We start from the raw sequence: 19,016 nt of genomic DNA on the forward strand, positions 1-19,016 counted from the left end.
AACAACTTATCCAATTGAGTTGGTTTAATAAAACTAACTTTCAGTTTGCTTCTTTTCAAAGTCGCTTTTAACTATTTCTAGTGCTTTAAGTACCTCTTCTGGAGCAACATCGTGTTGCTCTAGTATCATAATTAAATCTACTGCAAGTTTAATATGTGTAGGGGCTTGATCAAGTGGACTTGTCATTTAACTCTTTCTTTTTTGATATTTGGCTAATGGCAACATTTATTGCTGTTTGTACGCGTTGTTCCATATGTATGCGTTCTGATTGCGGTAAATAAAATGCCATATCTACATCGTAGCGAATATATCGTGGCGGGAGCTGATTTAGTACCGTACAACAAAAGTCAGCCATTACATCTTCATCATATTTTTCATCAAGTTTAAGTTTGATAACTTCCTCGACTACAATCTTTTCGTAATAGTTGTGTATGTCTTCGTGTAATCGCATATTCCCACCGCTTTAAAATAATCCGTTTAACTGAGTCTATACTATGGCTTGCTATAAATCGATAGCAGCTTTAAATAGTTGTTTATGAACATTAATTAGTGAACTCAAATTACGCTGATAACCGCCACCTAAAGCGCACATTAGTGGGATTTGGTGTTGCTTACAAAAGTTGAGAGTAAAAAAGTCGCGTTTATATACACCATTGAGCGATACATCAAACAAGCCTAACTCGTCTTTTGTGTAAATATCAGCACCTGCATTATACAAAATAATATCGGGGTTATGAATGCGCACGCAAAAATCGAGTGCTTGCTCTAATGTAGCGAGGTACTCAGTGTCGGTTGTTTTAGCGGGCAATGCAAAATCATAAGTAGACTCTTGCTTATTACGAGGAAAATTTTGTTCACAATGAATTGAGCAGGTAATAATTTGGTCATGATTTTGAGTGATTTGTGCTGTGCCATCGCCTTGGTGTACGTCGCAATCAAAAATTAAAACAGTATCAGCTTGCTCTGTATTTATTAAATGTGCTGCTGCAATAGCTAGATCGTTAAAAATACAAAAACCGCTGCCAAAATCGCTATAGGCATGATGATAACCACCGCTCAAGTTAAAGGTTAGATCGTGACTAAAAGCCGTTTCAGCTGCTTGAATACTCCCACCAATTGATAAAAGAGTACGCTCTACAAGTTGTTGCGAATAGGGGAATCCCATCTTTTTAATTGCTTTATCACCTAGAGTCCCATTTAAAAAGTCATCTATATAATGCTGGTTATGACATAGCGCAAGTTGAGATGCGGTTGCTTTTTTAGATTCTTTAAAGGCACTTGCCAAAATACCGAGGCTTTCTATTTCGGTTTTAAGTAACTGATACTTTTGAATAGGAAAGCGATGACGTTCTGGCAGTATAAGGTCTGAATACAATGGGTGATAATAAAGCTGCATAGTAAAGTGCGCCTTAACGCAGTTGTTGTTTTTCTACTTGTTGAATTTTATCTTCGGTGGCAGAAATTGCTTTTCTGCAGCGGCCTAATCGAGCGTGTGTGCTTAATATTTCAAGGTTAAGCTTTTGTGCTTTAGCAGGCGACGCTTTATCCATTTGCATTTTTCGCTCTTCAATCATAAGTACTAAACGGCGTTCAAACTCATGGTTTTGTTTTAATTCGTCATAAAGCTCATGGGATGACTGCATTACTTTTTGCACAGCTTGCTTATAAACTGTTTGCTTAGGGCGTGGTTTATAATGGCTTTTGTTTTCTTTAACCCAAATAGGTGTTGATTTAATAACATTGAATACAGCTTGTATTTGAGCTGCAATACGCTCAAGCGCGTAGGTATAAGCATGGCGATGCTCGCTTGGCGGTAACCTCGAAACTTCGTCTTCTATTTCTATTACGTAATCGACTAGGTTCATGCTTTTGGTACTAAAAACTGCGCGGTCAAACAAGCTAGGTTGTGCTTGCATATAACGATTTTTAGAAAAAAGTTTAGCTTTATCAAATTGCTCAGCTTGTTGTTTTAGCGTTGCAACTTGTTGACGTAGTTTATCTAAAGCCATTGAGTGCATATTAAAAGTAAGCCTCGTAAATTAGTTTTAATGCTAAAAGTATAACCATAGTATTAAATACTGGGCGAATAAATTTGCTACCAAAACGTATTGCTGAATGCGCCCCAAACCATGCGCCTAGCATAATAAAAAAGCCCATTGTTATGCCAAGTAAAAAGTTTACATGGCCGAGTGCAACAAAGGTGATAAGCGATATAAAATTAGACACAAAGTTCATTGAACGCGCTAGGCCACAGTTGAGTAGCAGATTCATTTTGTAAAGCATGCCATTAGAAGCAGTCCAGAAAGTACCCGTACCTGGGCCTGCTAAACCATCAAAAAAACCTAATGCTAAACCTTGTAGCCATTGTTTTATTTTCATCGCTTTGTTTAGTTTAGGTAGTTCATCGCCTTCGGTAGTACTTAAATTACCAAATAAGCTATAGCCAGCAACTAAAATAATAATAATCGGGAGTAGTTTGTTTAAAAAATCGATGCTTAAATGATCAACAATAACAGTACCTATCAATGCACCGATTGCGGTAGCAATAATAGAGGCTGCCCAAAACTTAGGACTAAATAAGTTCTTTTTATAGTATGTATAGCTTGCCGTTAACGAGCCAAAGCTAGCTGCTAGTTTGTTAGTGCCTAATGTTAAATGTGGAGGTAAGCCAGCAGTTAATAAAGCGGGTACAGTTAACATGCCACCGCCACCGGCGATAGCGTCTATAAAACCTGCGGCAAGTGCAACAGCACATAAAACAGCCCAGGTTGTTGGATCGAGTGCGAGTTCAAACATTAATAATCTATTTGTCTTTTAAAAGGTGGTAGGGTGTCGAGCATGGCTTTACCGTATCGCTTAGTAACTAAGCGCCTATCGAGAATAGTAATACAGCCTTCATCACTCTCTTTTCGCAGCAGTCTACCACAGCTTTGTACCAATTTCTTTGCGGCGTCTGGCACGGTAATCGTTAAAAACGGGTTACCGCCTTTGCTTTGTACAAATTCTGCTTGCGCTTCTTCTATTGGCGAAGTAGGTACAGCAAACGGAATTTTAGTAATTATTAAGTTCTCTAAATATTTACCAGGTAAATCAAGACCTTCCGAAAGGCTTTGTGTTCCAAATAAAATACTGCCTTTGCCTTCGTCTACATTCTTAGTGTGTAATTTAAGCAACGCTTCTCGCGACATCTCACCTTGTACTAATAAGTTAAAACCTTTTGTTCTAAGAAACTTTGTTACATGGTCCATTTGCCAGTAAGAAGCGAATAGTACAAGATTCGCTTTTTTATCATTTAAGTACTCTGGTAAAGTTTTAGCTAAGTGATCACTAAAGTCTTTGTCGGTTGGTTCTACCTTAGATACCGGAATACGTAAAGTCGCTTGTTTGGGGTAATCAAAAGGAGAAGGTACTTTAATAAATTTAACGCCTTCTTCTTTAGCAAGCCCTGTTTCGTAAGCAAAGTGATCAAACGAGCCCAGTGCACTTAATGTAGCAGAGCACAAAACAGCGCCCGCGCATTCGCGCCATAATTTATCTTTTAGGTAATAACCGACTTCAATAGGGCAATCGCTTAATAAGTGGTCGTGATGGCTTTTGTATTCAAGGCGTTTTATCCACCGTGCATGAGGAGCACCTTCGCCTTTTTTTGCGTAACTAAACCATAGTTTGTTTAGTTGCTCTAACCGGTTTATATATTGCCCGCTTTCGCCTAGTATTGGGTCGGCAACGTAAGGTTTTATGTCGCCATCACTTACATCTTGGGTAAGGGTGTCGTGCATTTTGTTTAAACAGCGCAGCGCATCTTGCGTGGCTTCGCTTATGTCTTTAGCTTTACTGTGCAGCGATTGTGGAATTTCACCGTGTTCAAAGCGATAAGTATCGTCTTTTGAGTATTCAAAGTCGGCATTATCAAGAATATCGCGAACTACTTTTAAATCTTTATTCGCGTCATTAATGCTGTCGCAAAGTTTAAAGTTTTGCCCAATAGCTCTTTGCCCCACTAAAACCTTCGCCATTTTCCCGCTCAACTTGGTGAGCTTATCAAGCCATTCTATCGTGCCTTTAATTGTGGCAGCAGCTGATGAAAAGTCGCGTGTGATGTGCGCTAAATGATGCGCTTCATCAATTACATAAATGGTGTTGTCGGGCTCGGGCAAAATTTTACCGCCACCTAAATCTAAATCAGCAAGTAATAAAGAGTGATTAATTACCAGTACATCCATTTGCATAAGCTGGTTACGAGCAAGCTGAAATGGACACGTTTGGTGTGCTTTCATTTGGCGCTGGCATGAATGTTTGTCACAGGCTATTAAATTCCATACTCTGTCGGGGATTGTATCAGCCCAGCTGTCTCTATCGCCTTGCCATTTTTTATTTACGTAAGCGTTATATAACTCATTTAAACATTTGATTTCCATTGCGCTCAATGGTGAAGTAAGCGTTGGCATAAAGTCCATTTGTGTTTGGCTATCGCCGTTTACAGCATTATGTAATTTGTGGGCACAAATATAACGATGGCGACCTTTTACTAAATCAAATTTAAAGTCGAGGCCTGAATGCTTTTTAAAAAATGGCAGTTCTTTTGCTATTAATTGTTCTTGCAGTGCAACGGTTGCGGTAGAAATAACTAGCTTCTTTTTTTGTGCTAAGGCAAGAGGCAGTGCGCCTAAACAATAAGCAAGAGACTTACCTGTACCGGTGCCTGCTTCAATTACGCAAATACGCTGCTTTTTATGGTATTCGCCAGCAAGCGTTTTTGCTATTTCGGCTACAAGGTAGTTTTGACTGCTACGAGGGCGATAATCTTTTAGGTTACTAGCCACATGCTGGTGTACTTGCCTAATTGTTTTTTTTAGTGAGTCAGAAAGCATGGGATGATTTACCTAAAGTATGTATATAATTACAGTGCTATGGATTTTAGAGTTATAAGAGTGTAACTACAAGAAGTGATGAGATTAATTTAGCAAAATAAAGTCTCTGAGTATTTATTTTGCTTGAATGTATAGCTTTAAAGCATTTTAAATTAAGTAAGAACTTACATATATATGTATAAGGTTTAGTAATAGTGTACCTAACAGCCGGTTTTATTGTTTCCTCACATGCTTATGATACTGCAAACGGCATATGTTACGAAGCGTGGTTTTGTAGTGATAAAGGACCTATAAAAACGGTGTCGGCTAACGAAAATGCACTGTTTTTTATCAAAAGCAAAGATGCTGAAATAGCGAATGAAATATTAGTAGCTGAATCACTTAACTTTAATATTAAAAGTCTTGAGCTAAAAAACTTTCAGCAAGAAGGTATGTCGGCCTGTTACTTCAAATCACTCAAACACTTTTATTCTGCTGCTAAAGCTTTAAAGCAACGTGGCGTTGTATTATTTGAAGAAGATATTCGACCAATAGAGCGCTATTTAATGGAGCGCTTTATAAAAGGTGGAGCGTGGATAACGGGTAATGTATTTAAACAAGATGGCTATACATTAATAACCGACGCTAAATTAAAAGCGAATGAAGAATATTCCCCAACCCTTAATAAGCTCTCTTTAGACATTGAATGTAACGAAAGTGGAGTCTTGTTTTCTGTTGGACTTGTGGGTTGTAATTTAGACTGTGTTTTAATGATTGGCGAGCCAGATAGAGAGGCTGAAAACCTCGAGTTTGATATTATTTGGTGTGTAGATGAGGCTGAGCTGTTAAAGGGGGTAGAGCATTTTATTAAGCTTAGCGATCCTGATGTAATAATTGGCTGGAACGTAATTGAGTTCGACTTTGCTGTTATTCATGAAAGAGCTGAAGCACTAGGCATTAAGTTATTACTGGGTAGAGGAAATCAGCCTTTATATGTTCGCAAAGGGCACTTTACTCGAGTATCAATCCCCGGGCGATGTGTGGTTGATGGAATAGACACTTTAAAAAATGGTACATATAGCTTTGAGAGTTTTTCTTTAGCTAATGTTTCAAATCAAGTGTTGGGTGAGTCCAAATTAATCGACACGGCTAATAGTCTGCAGGAAATTATTAGGCAATTTAATGAAGATAAGCTTTCTTTAGCAAAATATAATCGACAAGATTGTATTTTGGTAAATAAAATTTTTGATAAATTAAAGCTACTCGACTTTTCTATTATAAGAACAAAGCTCACAGGATTAGAGCTTGAAAAAAAGGGCGGCTCTGTCGCAGCTTTTATTAATATGTATTTACCATTACTGCATCGCAGCGGTTATGTTGCCCCTAATATGGGCGATCATGGACTTACATTTGAAAGCCCAGGCGGTTATGTAATGGAGTCTATTCCTGGGCTTTATAAAAATGTCATTGTTTTAGATTTTAAAAGCTTGTACCCCAGTATTATGCAAACTTTCTACATTGATCCACTCGGACTGATAGAAGGTTTAAAAAATCCAAACCAAAGTGTGCAGGGTTTTAATGAAGCCCTATTCTCACGAGACAAGCATCACTTACCTTTGCTTGTTAAAAGCTTAGCATCCCAAAGGCAGCTCGCCAAAGACAATCAAGATCAAATGCTTTCTCAAGCAATTAAAATAATAATGAATAGTTTGTATGGTGTTTTAGGCTCAAAAGGGTGCAGGTTTTACGATCCTAGGTTATCGAGCTCTATTACGTTAAGAGGGCACGAAATAATGCTACAAACTAAAAAATGGATAGAAGAGCTTGGCTATAGCGTTATTTATGGTGATACCGATTCTACGTTTATTAAGTTGGATAATGATTTAACACCAGATGAGTGTAATGAAATTGGTGCGTTTTTAGCTAAAAAGATAACTGCAGATTGGATTAACGAGATTAAACAAACGCACAACTTAACAAGTCATTTAGAAATAGAATTTGAATCTCTTTATAGCCCTTTCTTTTTGCCAACCATAAGGGGAAAGCTAGTTGGCTCTAAAAAGCGCTACGTAGGTAAATTAATTAAACCAAACGAATCAAAACTAGTATTTAAAGGATTAGAAACAGTAAGAAGTGATTGGACTAAACTTGCCCAAAAATTCCAGTTCGATCTATTTACTTGTCTTTTCGATGGAAATTTAAATATAAATGACCTTGTTAAAGACTATACAACAAAGTTATACCAAGGTGATTTTGATCATTTACTCATTTTTAAAAAGAGATTAGGTCAAAACTTAATCGATTATAAAAAGAATATCCCTCCTCATATTCAGGCAGTTAAGAAACATCAGAAAAAAAATAGCGAATTTACAGTTAATAGAGGTGAATTTGTTACATTCGTTTACACAACTGGCGGAGTTGAGCTGTATCAAGGCCTTCATAGCTATGACTATGCAATTTATTTAGAAAAGCAAATTATACCGTTAATTGAAATGATCGATCTTATTTCGAACTGCAATGTTTATTTTGGGTTAAATTCTCAGGATGAGCTTTTTTAATAGTACCCAAAACAGAGGCGTTGCGGTGTTTTTATCTTCTAAATCTTCCTACTCTTCCTTTTTATTGCGTTACTTATTCTTTTCTGCAAAATTACGTTAACTTTTGTTGGCTTTTTGGTATTTTTTGTTTATTATTTGTTTTAGTTACTGTTAAAAAGCTGTAACGATAAAATAAATAATGATTGCTACTATTAAGTAGTGACACCAGGGAGAATCAAATGTTAAATAATCAAGTAGCTAAAGCGGTGCGTATCGCACTTGCTTTTAGCGCAGCCTCAACAGCTGTATTTTCTTCAAGCTCAATTGCTGCAGAAGACGGTATTGAGAAAGTTGAACGAATTCAAGTTACAGGTTCTCGTATTAAAAGAACTGACTTAGAAACATCTAGCCCAGTAACAGTAATGACTGCAGAAGAAATTAAATTAAGTGGTTTTACTCGTGTTGAAGATGTACTAAACCAACTTCCGCAAATTGAAGCGGCGGAAAATTCATTTTTAGCAAATGGCGCAACAGGTACTGCAACTGTAGATTTACGTGGTTTAGGCTCAAACAGAACACTTGTGCTAATTAATGGTCGTAGAATGCAAGCGGGTAGTATTACTTCGCAAGTTGCAGATATCAACCAAATTCCAGCCTCTTTAATTAAACGCGTTGATGTACTAACAGGTGGCGCAGCTGCAGTATACGGTGCAGATGCCGTTGCTGGTGTTGTTAACTTTGTTATGGATGATGAGTTTGATGGTATTTCATTAAATGTGGGCAGCTCAGGCTATCAACACAACAATGATAATAAATACATGCAAGGGTTAATGGATGATAGAGGCTTCGACTACGATACTGGTAACACTGGTATTGATGGTAAAGCTTACAGTATCGATTTTACTATCGGTGGTGGATTTGACGGCGGTAAAGGTCATGCGGTAGGTTATGTTACTTACAACCGTCAAAATGAGTTAGTACAAGGTACTCGTGACTATTCATCATGTGCTTTGTCTGATGATGGCAAATCATGTGGTGGCTCTGCTACAGCACCAAATCCAAATTTTGATATTTACCCAGTTGTAGATGGTGTAGTTGATTACGAACAGAACTTTTTTGGTAACTTAAATCCAAATGGTCAAGGTTTTCTTGAGGATGATGGTACCCGTTACAACTTTGCTCCAGTTAACCATTTTTTACGTCCGAATGAGCGCTTTACGTTTGGTACGTTTATTGATTATGAAATCAATGAGCACTTTAGGCCATACTTAGAGTTTTCATTCATGCACAACAGAACAGCAGGTCAAATAGCTGAGTCTGGTACTTTCTTCAATGAAGAAATTTTGTTTGATTACAACAATCCTTTACTATCTGATATTCAAAAACAACAGCTTCAGACTTTATTTAACCAAAACGGCGATGATCAATTTGTTGCCTATATTGGTAAACGTAATGTTGAAGGCGGTCCACGAGCGGATAACCTAGAGCACACGTCATACCGCATTTTAACGGGTATGGAAGGTGAAATTAACGATAGCTGGTCTTATGATGTTAGTTATAACTACTCTGCAACAACGTCAAGTTCAGTTTATAAAAATGACTTATTAGCTCCAAAAATTGCTCCGCGCGTGGGTGCTGTTGGCACTGAATGTGACGAAGCAGATGATTGTTTATTATATAACGTGTTTGAATTAGACGGTGTAACAGCTGAGCAAGCTGCACAGTTAGCTGGTGTTGGAACACAAACCGGTTTAGTAACACAGATTATTTACAGTGGTTACGTTACCGGTGAATTTGATTGGAGTCTACCTTCTGCATCAGCTCCTATCGCTGCAGTATTCGGTTTTGAACGTCGTGAGCAAGATTATGAACGTATTTCAGATACTGTATACGAAGAAGGTCAACTATTAGGTCAAGGTGGTCCATCTCCAAGTTTGTACGGTGCTATTGATGTAAATGAAGTTTATGGTGAATTACAAATTCCTGTACTTGACGAGTTAAATGTATCAGCCGCTGCACGCTGGTCAGATTACTCAACAACTGGTTCAGATACAACATACTCAATTGGTACAGATTACACGATTGCAGATGCATATAAACTAAGAGCAAGTTACGCAAAAGTTGTGCGCGCACCAAATATTGGTGAATTGTTCTCTGCGCAAAGCATTAGTTTGTGGAGTGGTGTTGATTCTTGTGCTGGTGATACGCCAGTATTATCACAAAGCCAGTGTGCTAATACTGGTGTAAGTGCTTCACAATATGGAAATATAAGTTCATCACCAGCTAGCCAATATAATCAATTTGCAGGCGGTAACCCGGAACTTGAGCCAGAAGAAGGCGATACAATTACAATTGGTTTAGTTGCCAACCCTTTCGATAACTTTAATTTCTCAATTGATTACTTCAAAATTGAAATTGAAAAAGTAGTTGGCACTGTAGGCGCAGAACGTATTGTTGATAACTGTGCTAAAACAGGCGACGCATTCTTCTGTGACAGTGTGTCTCGTAGTCCATCTGGCAGCTTATGGTTAGGGCAAACTGGCTTTGTTACAAACTTAAGTGACAACATTGGCGCACAAACATGGGAAGGCGTTGACTTTACAGCGGGTTACAAGATGGACCTAGAGCAAGGTGCATTAAACTTCGATATTAATGGCTTCTACAGTATTCAAAAAGAAGTTGAGCCAATTTTAGGTGATGCTGATTTAGCGTATGACTGTGCTGGTGTAGTTAGTACAGACTGTTTTGCTTCTCCAAAATGGCGTCACACAGCTAATGTAAATTACTTACGTGATGATTGGCGTGTTGGTGTTAAATGGCGCTATTACGGAACTGTAGATTATGAAGGTGCTACAGATTCATTACTAATTGAAGATGGCGGTATAGAAGCATATAACTTTATTGATGTTTCTGGTAGCTATTCATATAACGAGCATTTAAGCTTTACTGGTGGTATGAATAATATCTTTGATAAAGAGCCACCATTAGTTGGTGGTACAGTATCTTCAAATGCAAATACGATTGCAGGTTTTTATGACAGTTTAGGTCGTTTTGTTCATGTAAGCTTTAACTTGAAATTCTAATATTAGAAATTTAATTAAAAGGCCCATAGTCACGTGACTACGGGCCTTTTTTGTTTTAAGTGTCCCGTCCTAAATGTGTTTACACATTTAGGATTTATTATGACCAACTCAAGTAATACACCGTTCAAAAGAACACAACGAGATTATTCATTAGGCTTTAAATTACACGTTGTCGACGCTGTAGAAAAAGGCGATATGACTTATAAACAAGCCCAAAAAATTTATGGCATACAAGGTCGTTCAACCGTACTTACTTGGTTAAGAAAACACGGTAGGATGGATTGGACTCAATCACCTAAGATAACTATGCCTACATCACCTAAAGCCAAAGAAAGTCCCGCTCAAAAAATCAAACGCCTCGAACGAGAGCTTGAAGATGAGCATTTACGTAACCTGTTACTCAATGAAGTGGTTAATATTCTTGACGCTGAGCATGGGACAAGCCTTCGAAAAAAGTATATTACCAAGGAGTAAGAAGCCTTCAAAAGCAAAAAATAGTTAGCTTAGAACGTGCTTGCATGCTGCTTGGTATAACGAGACAACCAATATGTCAACGAGAGAGCAGGGCTAAATTGCGTGCGGTTGAACTCACACCAGTTAAAGCGATGGTATTGGAAATACGACGTTTTATGCCGCGTTTAGGTGGAAGAAAATTATACTTTTTACTTAAACCCAAATTCATAAAGCGAGGCATAAGTTTAGGTCGAGACGCTTTTTTAGTTACTTGAAAAAATGAACGTTTATTGGTTAAACCTAAGCGTAGTTACACTTTAGTAAACATTGGATGAAAAAGCACCCTAACTTGCTAAAAGATGTGCAACCATCGCGACCAGAAGAGGTTTTTGTAAGTGATATAACCTACGTTCAATCCGCGCAAGGTGTTCACTATCTATCGCTAGTAACTGATGCATATAGTCGCAAAATTATGGGATATGAACTCAGTGATGAAATGAAGGCGACAGATGTTGTTAAGGCATTAGATATGACCATCAATAACCGTCAGTATCAATGTAGTACGATTCATCATTCAGATAGAGGATTACAGTATTGCTCGCAGGTATATCAAGTAAAGCTTAATGAAAGTGGCATTGTTCCATCAATGACCGATGGCTATGACTGCTATCAAAATGCACTGGCGGAGCGTATTAACGGCATATTGAAGCAGGAATTCTTACTCTATAAATGTCAAAATCTAGAAGAGCTACGTGAACTCGTCGAAGAATCAATATTAATATACAATGAAATGAGGCCGCATTTGAGTTTAGGCATGAAAACACCAAACCAAGTGCATAAAAAAGACCAGGAGCAAAGGCTACTGGCCTTCAATTAAAACCGTCAACGTATTTTAGGGCGGGACATAACACATTGCTTTAATAGGTGTTTTTAAATCTGACACTAATATGAATTTTTATACTTCTAGCTATCGTGAATTTTAAGTGTGATGTTTACTTTTTAAATTTAACTTCCCCCGATTCAAACCTTGCCCCACTCTAAAAGATACACATTTACTTTTGTAACTCTTTTGCTGTAAGAAAATTGCAAAGCTATTTTTCTAAATGTTAATTCCAAAAAAAAGCAATTGGTGCAAAATATGCATTAGTGTGTTTGATGCATTATGTTTATTTTATGTTGCTTTAACTCGTTGTAAATAAATGCGTTTTTTTAGTTATCCAAGTGTTGACCTTTTGGTTGGGTTGGGACTACTATTCAAATCGAAATAGGTACTGTGATTAATTACAGACCAAGTAAGTAAAAAGTAAAATAATTAAAATAGTATTCTAGGGAGAATCCAATGTTAAATAATCAAGTTTCAAAAGCTGTTCGCTTAGCGATTGCTTTTGGTGCAGCATCTACAGCTGTTTTTTCTGCAAGTACAATAGCTGCTGATGAAGGCGCTGAAAAAGTAGAGCGTATTCAAGTTACTGGTTCACGCATAAAGCGAACTGATATTGAAACAACTGTACCAATTACATCAATTGGCCGAAGCGATATCATTCAAATGGGCGCATTGAATGTAGCCGATGTATTGAATCAGTCACCGGTTACTATTGCTGGCTCAAACCAATCAAATAGTGCATTTGGTACTACGGGTGTGGGCTTAAATACTACGTCGCTACGTAATTTAGGTTCTTCAAGAACATTAGTATTAGTTAACGGTCGTCGCTTTGTATCAGGTGTTTCACCTTCAAGTGGTTACGCAGTTGATTTAAACGCAATTCCAGCATCAATGATTGAGAGAATTGATATTCTTAAAAGTGCTTCTTCAGCAGTTTATGGTTCAGATGCTGTTGCAGGTGTTGTGAACATCATAACACGCAGCGACTTTGAAGGTGTTGAGGTTAATGCTCAAACAGGTATTTCAGATGAATCCGATCGTGAAAAATACTCTTTAAACCTTACGGCTGGTAATACATGGGATTCAGGTAGTGTTACAATTGCGGCTGGATATGATGACGATAAAGGCCTTAAATCATCTGACCGTAATTTCTCTAAATATGACCAAGCTATATTTTTGAACGATGAAGGTGGTGAATATGTAGGTGTTCAAAACTCTTCATACCCACCTCAAGGCCGTGTAGGCTCATATAATGCAGATGGTACACCATATGTTGGTGATGAGAATTCATTCAATCGTGCTTCTTACAGACAGTTAGTGACTCCGCTTGAGCGTAAATACGCAGCAGTTAACTTTAAACAAGATATTTCAGATAGTGTTCACTCTTTCACTGAAGTAAACTGGAATTCATCTAAAACATACAACTCGACTATTGAACCTACTCCTTTTACTACGGATGATGTATATCTACCTTCACGTGGTGGCGTTGGTGGTATTAAGCTGGGAAGCCCTCTAGTTCCAGATCTTTTACGTCAAAATTTAATGTCTGATAATCCTGATTTGACAATGGATGATAATATTCCAACGTTAGTTCGCCGCATGGTTGAGTTTGGTGCTCGCTCAACAGATTTAGAGCGCGATACTATTCGTATTGCGACAGGTATAGATTGGGAAATTAATGATAACTGGCTTTTAAACTCATATATATCATGGGGTAAAACTGACCAGCGCCAAGAAAATGGTGGTCAAATAAATGTTGAACGTGCTGCAAATGCATTAGATGTATATACTAATGCAGAAGGTAACGTTCAATGTTCTAATGATTTAGCAGTACTTCAAGGGTGTGTGCCTTTAGATTTGTTCGGTGCAGGAACTTTGTCTGATGAAGCCGTTGCATATGTAAGATCACCTGCAAAATCTCAAGGTCAAGTTGAGCAATTTATATTTTCAACAACCCTTTCTGGTGAATTACCAATTGAGTTAGAAGGTGGTATGGTTGGGCTAGCTGTTGGTGCAGAACATCGTCTTGAAAAAGGTTCATACTCTCCAGGTGATTTAGCGCAAACTGGTGCTTCAAGTACAAACAAATCTGATCCTACCAATGGTAGCTTCTACACTAACGATGTTTTTGTTGAGACTGTTTTACCAGTTTTAGAAAATGTTGAACTAGATTTAGCCGCGCGCTATTCAGATCATGAAATTGTTGGTGGACAAACAACATGGAATGCAGGTGTGCAATACTCTCCTACAGATACAGTAAAATTAAGAGCATCAGCAGCGAGAGCTATTAGAACTCCAAATATTGCTGACTTATTCGGTGGTAGAGGCGAAACATTTGCAGGTGTTGCAGATCCTTGTGATGCAATCACTGCATCATCAACAGGTAATGTAGCGGCTAACTGTCTTTCTATCGCTTCAGTAGCTAATAGAGTTGCTAGTGAAGGCGCATTCAATTTAACAACTATTGAACGTCAGAGCACTGGTGGTTATATTGGTGGCAATGAAGAGGTAAAAGAAGAAACATCTGATTCATTTAGTGTTGGCGCTATTTGGCAAGTAACGGATGAGTTCTCATTAACGCTTGACTACTATGATATAGCTGTAGATGACGCTATTGCTACCACTGGTAGAACAACTGTATTGAACCGATGCTACGGTGTTGATCCATCTGACTTCGATGCTACATGTGGTGGGGCAATACGTGATACAAGAGGTGCTTTGACAGAAGTTAGTTCTGGTACAAGTAATGAAAATGATTTAAGCACAAAAGGTTTAGATATAGAGTTAAGTTATAAGCAAGAATTTGCTTACGGGCAATTATCAGCTGACTTGATATGGAATCATTTGTATGAGTATGTTGAAACATCAATTGAATCTGGTGAAGAGATTGATTACAGAGGTGAGGTATTAACTCCTACTAATCGTGCAAATTTAAATTTAGGCTATGCAGTTGATGACTTTGCAGTATCATGGCGCATGAAGTACTGGGCTAGCTCAAATGATAGTAATATTGAAGGAAATCAAAACTTCTCAACGGGCGCTCCGCTAGATAAGTTTAATCGTTTCCCGACTGTTATTTATCATGACCTATCAGGCACTTATAACATCACAGATGGAACAGATGTTACTTTATCAGTTAGAAATGTTTTCGATAAGCAACCTCCTGTAGCAAACCAAAGTTCAGTAAGTGGAGCATCAGGTATAAACACTGTTGGTGAAGCTTATGACGTAACTGGTCGTTACTTCCAATTGAGTTTTACTACTAAATTCTAATTGTTATTTATATAAGAATGATAAAAACCGCGATTTTAATCGCGGTTTTTTTATGAATAAATTTTATATACTTTAATAAATTATGTGCCGTAGTTATTTTTGAAAAATACCCTTATACTTAAAAAGAATATTTAAATAAGTCCAATCATATAATTTAGCGAGATATAAATGAAAGAAGTCCGATCTTTTATTAAAACAGCATCATTAACAGAGCTTGAAAAAGCTCAACAGCTTATCAATGATGCAATTTCAAAATATACCCAGCAGCAAAAAGCGAAACAGGAAGTTTTGGATCTTTTAAAAGAAAAAGGACTTACGCTAGAAGATTTACAAGATGGAGCATCTGACAAGCGTACTAAAGTTAAGCCTAAATACCGTATGGAACTTAATGGTGAAACTATAGAATGGACAGGCCGTGGCCGTCGTCCTAAAGCGTTTGAAGGTGTTGAGCTTGAAAAGTTTTTAGCTTAAAGCTAAATATAAGAGAAGCCTCGGCTTCTCTTTTTTATTTACCCCTCAATAAAATATAATTAAGTCTAAATGTCATAGCAGTAATTTGCTCAAATCCCTTTATTAAAATCTATTTTTCCCCATGAGCTATAAACTTAGACCTTACCAGCAAAAAGCCGTAGAACGCATTGCTTTACAATTCAGAACGACAAGTAAAACGGCTGTTAGAATCACCTCCCTCCTGGCGCAAATAAAAGTACTGTAATGAGTGGCCAACTAAATTTGGCTAGACTTTTATAGTCTGTGTATAGCTCTAACTCAAAATAAATTTAAGGCAATGAATGAAGTGCTTATTATTTACTTTTTGAGTATTAAAAACATAGGAAATAAATCAAATGTAAATGCTTGTAAACAGAAGTTGTTTTATATGTTTAAGGTTTGTTGACCTGATGGTCGAAATAGGATTATTATTCAAAAAGAAGCGGGTGCTACATAGAAAAAGTAGCTCTCGTTGTAAAAAACAAAACAATAAAATAGTGTTCTAGGGAGAATCAAATGTTAAACAATAAAATCTCAAAGGCGGTTCGCTTAGCGATTGCTTTTGGTGCAGCATCAACAGCCGTTTTTTCTGTAAATACAATGGCTGCTGATGAAGAAGCTGAAAAAGTAGAACGTATTCAAGTAACTGGTTCACGCATAAGTAAAGCCAGTCTTTCTCAACCTGCTCCAATTGTTACTATTTCAGCAGAAGATATTGCAAAAGCAGGTACTCCTGATTTAGGAAGCATCTTAGCGGAGTTGCCTGCAATTGGTTCTACCGACACATTAGTTGGAAATAATGATAGTAACGAAGCTGCTGGCGTAAGCTCTGCAGATTTAAGGCGTTTAGGAGCAGCAAGAACATTGGTTCTTGTTAATGGTAAGCGCCATGTAGCTGGAGCACCAGGTTCGTCACAAGTAGATTTAAATGCAATTCCTTCAGCCTTGATTGAGAGAATTGAAATCATTACAGGTGGTGCTTCTGCTATCTATGGTTCAGACGCTGTTTCAGGTGTTGTGAATGTTATTTTAAAAGAGAGTTTTGATGGTCTTCAATTCAATGCATCCGTTGGTAATTCAACAGAAGGTGTAGGAACACAAAACCATAGCTTTAGTATTGTTGCCGGTACTGAAATTGCTGGTGGCAAAGGTAATATTACATTCTTTGCTGGTAAAGATAGAGTTAGACAGGTTCTAGGTACTGATTTACGTCAAGCTAATGCCTATGGCACAGTTGATAATCCATTAGACACAGGTGAAAATGACGGTATTCCAGACCGTATAACAGTTCCAAATGTATTGTCAGAGAGAATTAGTGATAATGGTGTTATCAATCCATTTGGAGCGGATGGAAGTATCTATACATTTAATGATATGGGTATTGCTGAGCTTATGCCTGCTAGAGAGGCTAGTGGTAGTTTTGCTTTTGGTAATTTTCCTGATGGTTGTGAATTCTGTGCGAATACCCAAGAATATGAGAATTTATTACCTGAGCTAGAAAAAATTACAATTGGTTCTACCCTAAACTTTAATATTACAGATGATCACGCATTTTATAGCGATTTTAAGTTTATTCGTTCTGACATTGAACAGCAATTTCAACCTTCTTTCCGATTTGGCAACATTAATATAAATGTTGAAGATAATCCTTATTTAGACAGAGACCTACGCCAGCAATTACTAGATGAAGGCACTAGCAATATCTCTATGGCTAAATTCTTTGGCGAGCTTGGAAATCGAAGCGCAGATAACAAACGTGAATTATTCCGAATTGTTACAGGATTTAAAGGGTTGTTTACTTTAAGCGAAACGGATTTTGACTATGATTTTTATTATGTTTATGGTCAAACCGATAACCGCCGTAAAACACTTAACGATCTTATTCCTAGTAACTTAACAGCTGCACTTGACGCTGTAATAGACCCTGCTACCGGTGAAGTTGCATGTAGAAGTCAGGTTGAAAGTTTGCAAGGAGAGGGTTATACAGACCCTGCAGGTGTAAACCCTAGTGCTTGTACGCCATACAATGCATTTGGTTTCGGTCAAGCATCCGATGCGGCAAAAGATTATGTCTCAGCGGACGTTACTCGTACAGATAAAATCACACAAGAATTTATTGGTGGTAGTGTAACTTTTGATACAGGTGAATTTTTTGAGCTACAAGGCGGTGCAGTTGGTTTTGCAGCAGGTTTTGAGTACAGAGAAGAAACTTCTGAAAGTATAACAGATGAGTTTACTAAGGCAGGCTTTTTAACAAGTGCCGCCACTCCGGATGCATATGGTGAGTTTGATGTAACAGAAGGGTTTATTGAAGTAAACTTACCTTTGTTAACCGATGTCGACTTTGCAAAAGAGCTTAGTCTTGACGCTGCTTATAGAACAGCTGATTACTCTCATGCCGGCAATGCTGATGCTTGGAAAGTAGGTCTTTTATATCGCCCAATCGATGACGTTCGTATACGTGGTACATATGGTCAAGCAGTGAGAGCACCAAATATTACAGAAGCATTTGATCCACAGTCACCTGGCTTTGGTCGTGTTGCTGATCCTTGTGATGCAGACAATATTGATGATAACCCAAATCGTGCTTCTAACTGTGCTGCACTAGGTATTCCAGCTGATTTCCAAGCAAATGATAACGTTAGCGTAGACGTTATTAGTGGTGGTAATCCAGACTTAGAGTCAGAAACATCAACTTCACTTACGGCGGGTGTTGTATGGACTCCAAGCTTCTTTGAAAATTTCTCTGTTACAGTTGATTACTATGATATTGAAATAGAAGATGCAATCTCGTTCATTGCAACACAAAGTATTGCAGATAACTGTGTTGATGCTGCTGGTGGACCAGACCAGTCATTTTGTTCTCAGATAGACCGTGATCCAACAACAAACGATGTTACTTTGGTTCGCTCTGGTTACTTAAACGCCGCAGCGACAACTACTCGTGGTATTGAGGCTGATTTTGATTACAACATGAATTTGGCTGATTATTCTTTAGAAGGGGACTTAAAACTTAATCTTTTCGTAAATCATCTTATTGAGCTTGAAGATTTCGAATTTCAAAGTCGTCCAGATAAAGTAAATGTAGAAAATGGTGAAGTGGGTGATCCAGAGTGGCAAGCTAGGTTCTCTGCAGTTTATAAGTACAATGATTTAGTTGTTAACTGGACTTCACGTTATATAGACCGTTCTGCTAGGTTTGATCTATCTCCAGAAGGCGATATTGAAGAAGATCTTAAACCAGGTTATGTAGGTTCAATCATAACGCATGATATTTCTGCAACCTATCATGTATTTGATAACACGCGTGTAGGTTTTGGTATTCGTAACCTTATGGATAAATTACCGCCAGCTTATATTTCAGCTAGCGGTGGAGATGAAGCGATTTATGATGCTGTAGGTAGACGTTTCTTCGCTAACCTAAGCGTTGAATTTTAATTAATGAGTT

At 37.8% G+C, this 19,016-nt stretch carries 11 protein-coding genes and 1 pseudogene; 6 read left to right on the forward strand and 6 right to left on the reverse strand.

Going from position 1 to position 19,016, the window contains the following annotated elements:
* Nucleotides 1-33: 33 nt before the first annotated feature.
* From EU510_RS01105 to dinG, 6 genes are read right to left on the reverse strand one after another with little or no spacing between them, the layout of a single operon-like run.
* A complete protein-coding gene (locus EU510_RS01105) occupies nt 34-186 on the reverse strand; it encodes a YbaM family protein (protein WP_149591893.1) in 153 nt (50 codons plus the stop codon).
* Nucleotides 170-451 carry a late competence development ComFB family protein gene (locus EU510_RS01110; protein WP_002958257.1) on the reverse strand — a complete coding sequence of 94 codons (282 nt, stop codon included), beginning with the start codon at nt 449-451 and terminating at the stop codon, nt 170-172. Before EU510_RS01110 ends, EU510_RS01105 begins: the two co-directional genes overlap by 17 nt.
* A 51-nt stretch (nt 452-502) precedes the next feature.
* Nucleotides 503-1,396: a histone deacetylase gene (locus EU510_RS01115; protein ID WP_149591894.1), complete on the reverse strand. Its 894-nt coding sequence runs from the start codon at nt 1,394-1,396 to the stop codon at nt 503-505.
* A gap of 13 nt (nt 1,397-1,409) precedes the next feature.
* The gene (locus EU510_RS01120) at nt 1,410-2,018 is read right to left on the reverse strand and encodes a primosomal replication protein (protein WP_149591895.1); all 609 of its coding nucleotides are present in this window, start codon (nt 2,016-2,018) and stop codon (nt 1,410-1,412) included.
* Between the two features lies 1 nt (nt 2,019).
* Nucleotides 2,020-2,796, reverse strand: coding sequence for a sulfite exporter TauE/SafE family protein (locus EU510_RS01125; protein ID WP_002958254.1), 777 nt, complete (start codon nt 2,794-2,796; stop codon nt 2,020-2,022).
* Nucleotides 2,796-4,871: an ATP-dependent DNA helicase DinG gene (dinG, locus tag EU510_RS01130; RefSeq protein ID WP_149591896.1), complete on the reverse strand. Its 2,076-nt coding sequence runs from the start codon at nt 4,869-4,871 to the stop codon at nt 2,796-2,798. The genes EU510_RS01125 and dinG overlap by 1 nt, the downstream gene beginning before the upstream one ends.
* Before the next feature lie 194 nt (nt 4,872-5,065).
* On the opposite strand from dinG, the gene EU510_RS01135 reads away from it, so the two are divergent.
* From EU510_RS01135 to EU510_RS01160, 6 genes and pseudogenes are all read left to right on the forward strand, one after another.
* Nucleotides 5,066-7,408 carry a DNA polymerase II gene (locus EU510_RS01135; protein ID WP_149591897.1) on the forward strand — a complete coding sequence of 781 codons (2,343 nt, stop codon included), beginning with the start codon at nt 5,066-5,068 and terminating at the stop codon, nt 7,406-7,408.
* A 218-nt stretch (nt 7,409-7,626) separates the two neighbouring features.
* Nucleotides 7,627-10,470 (forward strand): TonB-dependent receptor domain-containing protein, encoded by a 2,844-nt coding sequence (locus EU510_RS01140; protein WP_149591898.1) that lies wholly within the window; start codon nt 7,627-7,629, stop codon nt 10,468-10,470.
* A 99-nt stretch (nt 10,471-10,569) separates the two neighbouring features.
* Nucleotides 10,570-11,800: pseudogene (locus EU510_RS01145) on the forward strand (IS3 family transposase).
* Nucleotides 11,801-12,262: 462 nt separating this feature from the next.
* The gene (locus EU510_RS01150; protein ID WP_149591899.1) at nt 12,263-15,079 is read left to right on the forward strand and encodes a TonB-dependent receptor plug domain-containing protein; all 2,817 of its coding nucleotides are present in this window, start codon (nt 12,263-12,265) and stop codon (nt 15,077-15,079) included.
* A 168-nt stretch (nt 15,080-15,247) separates the two neighbouring features.
* The gene (locus EU510_RS01155) at nt 15,248-15,550 is read left to right on the forward strand and encodes an H-NS family nucleoid-associated regulatory protein (protein WP_002958250.1); all 303 of its coding nucleotides are present in this window, start codon (nt 15,248-15,250) and stop codon (nt 15,548-15,550) included.
* Nucleotides 15,551-16,084: 534 nt separating this feature from the next.
* Nucleotides 16,085-19,006 carry a TonB-dependent receptor domain-containing protein gene (locus tag EU510_RS01160; protein WP_149591900.1) on the forward strand — a complete coding sequence of 974 codons (2,922 nt, stop codon included), beginning with the start codon at nt 16,085-16,087 and terminating at the stop codon, nt 19,004-19,006.
* Nucleotides 19,007-19,016: the final 10 nt, after the last annotated feature.

It is taken from the genome of Pseudoalteromonas sp. FUC4, assembly GCF_008370255.1.
Lineage (GTDB): Bacteria > Pseudomonadota > Gammaproteobacteria > Enterobacterales > Alteromonadaceae > Pseudoalteromonas.

What these genes read in the sequence shown, in the direction of transcription:
- EU510_RS01105 (WP_149591893.1), bottom strand. Translation starts at nt 186, where the DNA reads ATGACAAGTCCACTTGATCAAGCCCCTACACATATTAAACTTGCAGTA.
- EU510_RS01110 (WP_002958257.1), bottom strand. Translation starts at nt 451, where the DNA reads ATGCGATTACACGAAGACATACACAACTATTACGAAAAGATTGTAGTC.
- EU510_RS01115 (WP_149591894.1), bottom strand. Translation starts at nt 1,396, where the DNA reads ATGCAGCTTTATTATCACCCATTGTATTCAGACCTTATACTGCCAGAA.
- EU510_RS01120 (WP_149591895.1), bottom strand. Translation starts at nt 2,018, where the DNA reads ATGCACTCAATGGCTTTAGATAAACTACGTCAACAAGTTGCAACGCTA.
- EU510_RS01125 (WP_002958254.1), bottom strand. Translation starts at nt 2,796, where the DNA reads ATGTTTGAACTCGCACTCGATCCAACAACCTGGGCTGTTTTATGTGCT.
- dinG (WP_149591896.1), bottom strand. Translation starts at nt 4,871, where the DNA reads ATGCTTTCTGACTCACTAAAAAAAACAATTAGGCAAGTACACCAGCAT.
- EU510_RS01140 (WP_149591898.1), top strand. Translation starts at nt 7,627, where the DNA reads ATGTTAAATAATCAAGTAGCTAAAGCGGTGCGTATCGCACTTGCTTTT.
- EU510_RS01150 (WP_149591899.1), top strand. Translation starts at nt 12,263, where the DNA reads ATGTTAAATAATCAAGTTTCAAAAGCTGTTCGCTTAGCGATTGCTTTT.
- EU510_RS01155 (WP_002958250.1), top strand. Translation starts at nt 15,248, where the DNA reads ATGAAAGAAGTCCGATCTTTTATTAAAACAGCATCATTAACAGAGCTT.
- EU510_RS01160 (WP_149591900.1), top strand. Translation starts at nt 16,085, where the DNA reads ATGTTAAACAATAAAATCTCAAAGGCGGTTCGCTTAGCGATTGCTTTT.